The sequence below is a fragment of the Mesorhizobium sp. M0106 genome (assembly GCF_040322715.1).
GTDB lineage: Bacteria > Pseudomonadota > Alphaproteobacteria > Rhizobiales > Rhizobiaceae > Mesorhizobium.
The window spans coordinates 22,685-30,994 of record NZ_JAMYUA010000056.1 but is presented as its reverse complement, the minus strand read 5'-3'; the positions used below and the strand labels follow the sequence as shown (position 1 = coordinate 30,994).

The following is an 8,310-nucleotide window of genomic DNA, read 5'->3' as shown; positions in this document are numbered from 1 at the left end:
ACGGTCGCCGACAATATCGGCTTCGGACTCAAGGTCCGGCACGGGCCGTCACGCCCGTCGGCGAAGGAAATCCGCCGCCGCGCCTCGGAACTCCTCAACCTCGTTCAGCTTTCCGGTCTGGAAAAACGCTATCCGGCACAGCTTTCGGGCGGCCAGCGCCAGCGCGTGGCGCTGGCCCGCGCCATGGCGATCGAACCGGCCGTGCTTTTGCTCGACGAGCCGTTCGGCGCGCTCGATGCGCAGGTGCGCCGCGAACTGCGCCGCTGGCTGCGCGACATCCACGACGCCACCGGCCACACCACGGTCTTCGTCACCCATGATCAGGAAGAGGCGCTGGAGCTTGCCGACCGCGTCGTGGTGATGAGCCAGGGCCGCATCGAGCAGGTCGGCACCGCCGACGAAATCTACGACACGCCGAACTCGCCCTTCGTCTACGGCTTCATCGGCGAATCGAGTTCGCTTCCGGTCAAGGTCGAGGACGGCCAGGTCTGGATCGCCGACCGGCCGATCGGGCTTTCCGCGCCGCACGCACCGCAAGGCGAAGCGACGCTGTTCTTTCGCCCGCACGACGTCGATCTGGTGGAAGAATGCAACGGCTGCATCGCCGGCACGGTCGCCGCCAGCCGCCGCGTCGCCGGCACCAGGCGGGTCGAGCTCGAAATCGGCGGCGAACGTCAGCGGGTCGAGATCGAATTGCCCGTCGATCATCCGGCGGCGCAGAAAAGTCGCGTGGCTTTTAGGCCGCGGCGCTGGAAGCTTTTTCCGGCTGCTTGATCCTCTATCAGGCGTTACACCAGCCAGTTCTCGACCTTCAGGCCTTTGATCCGGTTGAACTCCCCGGTGTCGGCGGTCACCAGGATAGTTCCAAGCGCACGGGCGTGGGCAGCAATAAAAAGGGTCATTTTGGCCGGTGGTCTGGCCCCTGCCTTCCAGTTCTGCGCGAATCGCGCCGTACTCGGCATCCACCGGCACATCGAGCGGCAAGACGGGAATCTCAGCCAGCAATTCCTCGACCTTCTTGTGCAACTTGGCTGATCTTTTCTTGACGCAACGCCGACGGCATCGGCGCCGCTGCCAAGCTGTCCTGAGACTCTGCTTGAAGAAAAAACTAGAAATCGCCCACAGCGGGAATATTTCTTCTATCGACAACGTGGAGCGGCCGCTCTGCGTGCCTCGTCGCGCACGATGCCTTGCCGCTATGGTCCGGCATTAAGCTCATGGCATTGGAGCCTGTTTTCATGAAGCGATTTTTGCTTGGCGTCGCCACATTGGCCGGCCTGGTCCTCGCATCCTCCCAAGCTTGGTCGGCCGACAGATTGCTGAACGCCTCTTACGATGTCGGCCGCGAACTGTTTGCGCAGGTCAACAAAGCGTTCGTCGCCGGGCACCCCGGTGTGACCATCGATCAGTCGCATGCCGGAACTTCGGCGCAGGCGCGTGCCATCGCCGAAGGCCTCGGCGCCGACGTCGTCACCTTCAACCAGGTCATCGACATCGACTTCCTGGTCAAGAAGGGCCTCATCTCCGCCGACTGGCAGAAGGACTTTCCCGACAACGCCTCGCCTTTCTATTCGCTGCCCTCCTTCTTGGTGCGCGCCGGCAATCCGAAGCACATCAAGGATTGGAACGACCTCGTCCGCGACGACGTGCAGGTGATCTTCCCCAATCCGAAAACCTCCGGCAATGCGCGCTACACCTATCTCGCGGCCACCGCCTACGCCAAGGAAGCCTTCAAGGACGACGACGCCAAGGTGAAGGAGTTCGTCACCAAGCTGTTCAACAACGTGCCGGTGTTCGACAGCGGCGGGCGCGCCGCGACCACCACTTTCGTGCAGCGCGAAATCGGCGACGTACTCATCACCTTCGAGTCGGAAACGCGCGGCGTCCGCAAGGAGTATGGCGAGGACAAGTTCGAGCAGGTAACGCCTTCGGTCAGCCTGTTGGCGGAATTTCCGGTGGCGATCGTCGACACCGTTGCAGACGAGCATGGCACGCGCGATCTCGCCAAGACCTATCTCGACTTCCTCTATACGCCGGAGGGCCAGGACATCGCCGCCCGCAATGGCCTGCGGGCCCGGGACGCGGCGGTCGCCGCCAAATATAAGGCTGAGTTTCCCGATGTCCGCCTGCTGACGGTGGAGGACGTCTTCGGCGGCTGGGCCAAGGTCCAGGCCGAGCACTTTGCAGCGGGCGGTCTGCTCGACCAGACTTATGGCAGCCGCTGAGGCGATCTTCCAACTTTGAAAGAAGCCGGCTTTGCCGGCTTCTTTGCTTTCGCGCCGCGAAAGGTCATTTCTGGCACTTTCCGGGCGCATTCCGTCCAAAACGTTACAAAGAATCAACGCGTTTGTGCCTACCGTGAGAACGGACGGCTTGTTTTCGCGAACGGCTTCGCGTGATCAGACCGTCATGATTTGCACACAAACAGCCGCCAGACGCGGGTGGTTGGGGCTTCATGGGTTGACTCGGGGCATGCTTACCAAAAAAGGCAAATACGGCCTCAAGGCCCTCGTGCATCTGTCGGGCCTGCCGGTCGGCCAGCTCGCATTCGTCAACGACATTGCGGTCGCCAATAACATCCCCAAGAAATTCCTGGATGCCATCCTGGGCGAGTTGCGTAACGCCGGCTTCGTCCAGAGCCGCAAGGGCAAGGAAGGCGGTTACCGCCTTGCCCGGCCGGCTTCCGAGATCAAGATCGGCCATGTCGTGCGTGTCCTCGACGGGCCGCTGGCGCCGATCCCCTGCGCCAGCCGCACGCAATACCAGCGCTGCGAGGATTGCGACGAGGCGACCTGCCAGGTTCGGCACATGATGCTGGAGGTCCGGCAGGCGATCGCCGAGGTGCTCGACAACCGCAGCCTCGCCGCCATGCGCGACGCCGACAATGACGATTTCCCGGTCGAGCTGACGTCGCAAATCTAGCGCGCGAGCAGGCTCAAGGCAGTCGCGACGGTGTCGGCGACCGGACGCGTGCCATCCAATGTTATCGCCGCCTCGTCCGCCGCTGGCGCCTCGAGCGTGGCGAACTGGCTGTCGACCAGGCTTGCCGGCATGAAATGACCCTTGCGATTGCCGACGCGCTGTTTTGCTGTTGCCGGGTCGATTTCCAGGTAAACGAAAACGATATCCGGGCAAAAGCCGCGCAGGCGATCGCGGTAGCTGCGCTTCAGCGCCGAGCAGGCGGCGACCACACCTTGCCCGCTTGCGACCGACGCGGCCATTCGCTGGCCGATCGCGTCGAGCCAGCCTTCGCGCAGCGCGTCGGTGAGCGGCTGGCCGCTCGCCATGCGCGCGACGTTTTCGGGCGGATGCAGCCTGTCGCCTTCGATAAAGACGGCGCCCAATGCCGCTGCAAGCGCTTCGCCGACAACCGACTTGCCGCAGCCGGCAACGCCCATCACCACGATGGCGGGTATCGTTCGAACAGTGCTCGCCGGCTTATATGCCACGTCTTTACCGGTCATGCAGGTCAGCGGCTTGCCGGCGCGCGGCCATAGAGCAGCAGCATGGCGACGATGACGACGCCGTAGATGATCTGCCGTCCCGCCTCCGGCATCTGCATGACAGAGAGAATGGACTGCAAGAGGGTGATCAGGATTACCCCGGCGACGGTGCCGAGATAGGAGCCGCGCCCGCCGAGGATCGAGGTGCCGCCGAGCACCACCGCGGCGATCGACGGCAGCAGATAGGCATCGCCCATCGACTGTGCCGCCTTGGAGGCATAGCCGGCCAACAGCACGCCGCCGAAGGCGGAGAGCCCGCCCGAAACCGCAAAGGCGATCATCACCACGCGCCTTGTATCGATGCCGGAAAGATAGGCGGCACGCTCGCGATTGCCGATGCCGTAGACGGTGCGGCCGAAGCCGGTGCGGGTCAGCACGAACACCATTGCGGCGCCGATCAGCGCCCAGATGAGGACGGCGTTGGGCACGGCAGGAACGGCAAAGCCGGTCGCCAGATAGCGCATCGCACCGGTCGCCGAATCCTGCGGCGAGAAACCGCCCGTGTAGACCACCATCAGCCCCTGCGCGACGGCGTTGGTGGCAAGCGTGATGATCATCGAGGGAATGCGCAGATAGGCGACGCCGATGCCGTTGACGATGCCGATCAGAACACCGCAGAAGATGCCGAACGGAATGGCAAGCGTCACGCCGACGGTACCGTATGCGGCCGCGGCGCAGGCCATCATGGCGCCCGCCGCCACCGACCAGGGCACCGACAGGTCGATCTGGCCGAGCAGGATGACCAGCATCATGCCGGTCGCGATGACGCCGAGAAACGACGCCACCTTGAGCTGCTGCAAAAGGTATTCAGGCGACAGGAAGCTGCGCGAATAGAGGCTGCCGAGGAACAGCAGCAGCACGATACAGGCGAACGCCGTCAGCACCGCCGGGTCGGCACGGCGGAGGAATTTCGGCATGCGGCCGGCGAGACCACTCACAGTCGTTTCGCTCACAGGAACCACTCCAGCCGGTTGCGGACCCGAAACAGGGCGAACGCGCCGAGGCTGACCGCGATCAGCAGAATGACGCCCTGGAACAGGGGCTGCCAGAGCGGATCGAAATCGAAGACGAACAGCAGGTCGCCGATGGTGCGGAAGGCAAGCGCGCCGAAGATCGCGCCGATGGCGCTGCCCTTGCCGCCGAACAGCGACACGCCGCCAAGCACGACCGCGGCGATCGAAAACAGCGTATAGGCGTTGCCGCTGGCATAGGCCGCATCGCCGGTATAGGTGAAGAACGTCAGGAACAGCCCGCCGATCGCGGCAAGCAGACCGGCAAGCGCATAGGCGGCGAACTTTCCACGCCGGATCGGCACGCCGGACATGTAGGCCGCCATCTCCGAGGAGCCGGCTGCATAAGCGGCGCGGCCTAGCACCGACCGGCTGAACGGCACCCAGACCACGAGCACGACCGCCAGCAGCGTCACCAGACTCGCCGGCACAAAACCAAACAGGCGCCCGGTCAGCGCATCGGCGAGCCCTTCATTGACCGAGCCGCCGGGAAACGGCCGAAGCAGCAGCGCGATGCCGAAATAGACCGCGCCGGTGGCGATGGTGGCGACGATCGGCTGCAGGCGTCCATAGATAACGATCGCACCGTTGATTGCCCCGCACAGCAGCCCGGTGCCGAGCACGGCGAGGACGCCGAAGGCGGTCTCGATGCCGGTGCCGACGACCAGCCACGAGGCCAGGCAGTTGGTCAGCGTGAAGATCATACCGACCGAAAGATCGATGCCGGCGGTGATCACCACCAGCGTTTGCGCCATGGCGACGAAGGCGAGCAGCACGCCCTTGTTCGAGGCCGTTTGTACGACGTTGGCGGTGAAGCCCGCCGGATGGTTCGAGGTGTAGATGACGAACATGACAACGAAGATGCCGAACGCCAGCAACGTTCCGCGCTGTTCGGCAAGCCAGTAGCGCCAATCCTTCACGCGCCCGCTCCTTGCCTTGGCATCTCTTCGTGAATGTTGAGCGCGCTGGCGATCAGCGCCCGCTCGGTGATTTCGGCGCCGACCAGTTCGCGCTTGACCGCGCCATCATAGAGCACCAGCACGCGGTCGCAGCAGCCGATCAGCTCGTCATAGTCGGTCGAATAGAAGAGGATCGCCGCACCCTGGTCGGCAAGCTTGCGCATCAACTGGTAAAGCTCCTGCTTGGTGCCGACGTCGATGCCGCGCGTCGGGTCGTTAAGCAGGATGATGCGCGGCTGCCGCATCAGCCATTTGGCGATGACGACCTTCTGCTGGTTGCCGCCGGACAGCGCGCCGACCGAAATGTCGAGGCCGGCGGTTTTGATCGCCAGAAGACCGACCATGTCGTCGATCAGCCGCTGCTCGGCGGCGCGATCGATGATGCCGGCCCTGGACAGCCGATCGAGGGCGGCAAAGGAGAGGTTTTCGCGCACCGTCATCGGCAGCATCAAGCCTTCGGTCTTGCGGTCCTCCGGGATCAACGCCATGCCGATCCGGTCATCGCGCGCCGCGGCCGGGCTGGCGATCGCCACCGGCCTGCCGTCGATCAGGATCTGGCCCGACAGGCCACGCAGCACACCGAAGAAGGCGAGCAGCAATTCGCGCTGGCCCTGGCCGTCGAGGCCGCCAAGCCCGACCACCTCGCCCGCCCCGACCGATAGCGAGACATCGTGCAGCCGATCCGTCCAGGACAGGCTGCGCGCCTCGAGAACCGGCGTGGCTGCGGCAGCCGCCCGCGCGGGCTTGGGCGGAAAGATGTGGCTGTATTCGCGCCCGATCATCAGCTCGACGACCTCGTTGTCGCTTTTTGTACCGGCCGCGTAGCTGGCGACATTGCGGCCATTGCGGAACACCGTGCACTGGTCGGCCAGCTCGGCGATCTCGTTCATGCGGTGCGATATATAGAGCAGCGCCAGCCCTTCCGAACGCAGCCGCTTCAACACGGCAAAAACCCTGGCGACGTCAGCCGCGGTCAGCGCCGAGGTCGCCTCGTCCAGGATCAGGATGCGTGGCTTGCGCGCCAGTGCCTTGGCGATCTCGACCATCTGCCTTCTTGAAAGAGGAAGATCCTTGACCAGCGCCAGCGGATGGATATCGGAGGCGCCGGCGCGAGCAAGGGCTTCTTCGGCGATGCGGCGCTGCGCCTTGCGGTCGATCATGCCGAAACGCTTCGGCGGATCGGAAATGACGATGTTGTCGGCAACGCTGAGTTCGGGGACGAGCGACAGCTCCTGGAAGATGCAGACGATGCCGGCCTGGTTGGCGGCGGCCGGCGAAGCGAAGGTAACTTCGCTTCCGTCCAGCATCATGCGGCCCTCGTCGGGCGCAACGACCCCCGCCATGACCTTGATCAGCGTCGATTTGCCGGCGCCGTTCTCGCCGAGAATGGCGTGGATGCTGCCTGGAGTGACCGACAGTTCGGCCTTCTCCAGCGCCCGCACGCCGCCATAGCGCTTGGATATGCCTTCCATGCGGAAGAGCGGAACCGCACCGTCCATCGGCCCTCCCCAGGCGCTTGGCAATCAGGATGTCGAGCGCCGACGCCGCGGGATCTCCCGCGGCGTCGGGCTGTCGGAGTTTACTGGTTTTCCTTGCTCTGGCCCATGATTTCCTGCGCCGTGAAATTGATGCCGCAGGTCGGGAAGGAATTGCCGACGAAGAAATTGTCGGATTGGTCGGGGAAGTAGTCCTGGCCTGCCTTGAAGTTCGGATCCTCGACGATCGCCAGCGGCAGCTTGACCGCTTGCGGCACGACCTGGCCTTCAAGTGCTGCAATCGCCGTCTTGATGGCAACCGCGACCTGCGCCGGGCCGGTACCGGCCGACGAGCATTTCAGGCCGTCAGCGGCGAACTTGGCGCAGAATTTGCGGAAGCCGTTCTCCGTCTCGCCGCCGAACGGCACGAACGGATGCTTGGCATCGATCATCGCCTGCACGATGCCGGTATCGCCGCCCTGTCCGGTAATGCCGTCGAAGGGGCCGTTGGTGGCAATGGCATCGGCCGTAGCCTTTTGCGCAACGCCGTCATCCCACTTGCCGACGACCTCGGTGACGTCCCATTTCTTGCCGGAAGCGTCGAGAACCTCGTGGATGCCGTTGTGGCGATCGGTGTCGACGGACGTGCCGGCGACGCCGCGCACTTCCAGCACCTTGCCGCCGTTCGGCACGTGCTTGACCAGCCAGTTGGCCCACAATTCGCCAAGGCCCTTCTGGTCGACATTGACGTTGATGGCATCCTTGGTGTCGAGGATGTTGTCGAAAGCGACCAGCACCACACCGGCTTCCTTGGCCCGCTTGATGACCGGGCCGAACGCGGTCGGGTTCTGGGCGTTGACGACAATCGCGTCATAGCCGGAATCGATGAAATTATTGATTGCCGAAATCTGGGCCGGCACGTCCTCGCCGGTCGAGACCACTTTGAATTCCTTGAGCTTGGCCGCGACCGCCGGCTGCGCTGCATAGGCCTTCGCCGTCTGCACCATCTGGATGCGCCATGTGTTGGCGATATAGCCGTTGGCCAGAGCGATGCGGTACGGGCCATCTTTCTTGGGGAACTTGAAGAACTGCGTATCGGCCGACCAGGGCGCGAAGCAGTCAGGCTCGGCCGATGGCCCCTTGACGATTTCAGGATCGGCGATCGCCGACGAGCTCAGCATGACGAAAGCAGTGGCGGCAACGATACCGCCAACGAGTGACTTGATCATCGATATTCCTCCCAGTTGCAGTTTGTTTGTTGTTACGCCGATGAATTTGCGCGTTTCCGGCCCGGCACCTCCCGCCGTACCCGTCGCGCGTTCAGGTGGCCGAATGCCGACCCGATCCCCTCCTTTGCTGCCCG

The 8,310-nt window shown here is 63.9% G+C and carries 8 protein-coding genes and 1 pseudogene; 3 read left to right on the top strand and 6 right to left on the bottom strand.

Annotated elements, in window-relative coordinates:
• Window positions 1-774: sulfate/molybdate ABC transporter ATP-binding protein (locus NKJ55_RS31490; protein ID WP_352453287.1), on the top strand; the 774-nt coding region annotated here is incomplete at its 5' end.
• 14 nt (window positions 775-788) lie between these two features.
• Here NKJ55_RS31490 and NKJ55_RS31485 read toward each other — a convergent pair.
• Window positions 789-1,059: pseudogene (locus tag NKJ55_RS31485) on the bottom strand (PIN domain-containing protein); the annotation flags it as partial.
• Between the two features lie 179 nt (window positions 1,060-1,238).
• Between NKJ55_RS31485 and NKJ55_RS31480 the strand changes: the two are divergent.
• Window positions 1,239-2,225: a sulfate ABC transporter substrate-binding protein gene (locus tag NKJ55_RS31480; protein ID WP_352453286.1), complete on the top strand. Its 987-nt coding sequence runs from the start codon at window positions 1,239-1,241 to the stop codon at window positions 2,223-2,225.
• A gap of 247 nt (window positions 2,226-2,472) precedes the next feature.
• On the top strand, window positions 2,473-2,922 hold the full coding sequence (locus NKJ55_RS31475) for an RrF2 family transcriptional regulator (protein ID WP_006202816.1): 450 nt from the start codon (window positions 2,473-2,475) through the stop codon (window positions 2,920-2,922).
• Here NKJ55_RS31475 and NKJ55_RS31470 read toward each other — a convergent pair.
• The 5 genes from NKJ55_RS31470 to NKJ55_RS31450 form a co-directional block, all read right to left on the bottom strand.
• Entirely contained in the window at window positions 2,919-3,464 is a 546-nt protein-coding gene (locus NKJ55_RS31470; RefSeq protein WP_352453285.1) for a gluconokinase, read from the bottom strand. The genes NKJ55_RS31475 and NKJ55_RS31470 overlap by 4 nt on opposite strands.
• Window positions 3,465-3,469: 5 nt before the next feature.
• Complete coding sequence (locus NKJ55_RS31465) at window positions 3,470-4,456, bottom strand: ABC transporter permease (protein ID WP_352453284.1); 987 nt, start codon at window positions 4,454-4,456, stop codon at window positions 3,470-3,472.
• A complete protein-coding gene (locus tag NKJ55_RS31460; protein ID WP_023675830.1) occupies window positions 4,453-5,433 on the bottom strand; it encodes an ABC transporter permease in 981 nt (326 codons plus the stop codon). The genes NKJ55_RS31465 and NKJ55_RS31460 overlap by 4 nt, the downstream gene beginning before the upstream one ends.
• Window positions 5,430-6,971, bottom strand: coding sequence for a sugar ABC transporter ATP-binding protein (locus NKJ55_RS31455; protein ID WP_352453283.1), 1,542 nt, complete (start codon window positions 6,969-6,971; stop codon window positions 5,430-5,432). The genes NKJ55_RS31460 and NKJ55_RS31455 overlap by 4 nt, the downstream gene beginning before the upstream one ends.
• 80 nt (window positions 6,972-7,051) lie before the next feature.
• Window positions 7,052-8,176, bottom strand: a complete 1,125-nt coding sequence (locus NKJ55_RS31450) for a sugar ABC transporter substrate-binding protein (protein ID WP_352453282.1) — start codon at window positions 8,174-8,176, stop codon at window positions 7,052-7,054.
• Window positions 8,177-8,310 lie beyond the last annotated feature (134 nt).

Bases quoted from the DNA above. Each gene is read 5' to 3' on its own strand.
- NKJ55_RS31480 (WP_352453286.1), top strand. From the start codon at position 1,239: ATGAAGCGATTTTTGCTTGGCGTCGCCACATTGGCCGGCCTGGTCCTC.
- NKJ55_RS31475 (WP_006202816.1), top strand. From the start codon at position 2,473: ATGCTTACCAAAAAAGGCAAATACGGCCTCAAGGCCCTCGTGCATCTG.
- NKJ55_RS31470 (WP_352453285.1), bottom strand. From the start codon at position 3,464: ATGACCGGTAAAGACGTGGCATATAAGCCGGCGAGCACTGTTCGAACG.
- NKJ55_RS31455 (WP_352453283.1), bottom strand. From the start codon at position 6,971: ATGGACGGTGCGGTTCCGCTCTTCCGCATGGAAGGCATATCCAAGCGC.
- NKJ55_RS31450 (WP_352453282.1), bottom strand. From the start codon at position 8,176: ATGATCAAGTCACTCGTTGGCGGTATCGTTGCCGCCACTGCTTTCGTC.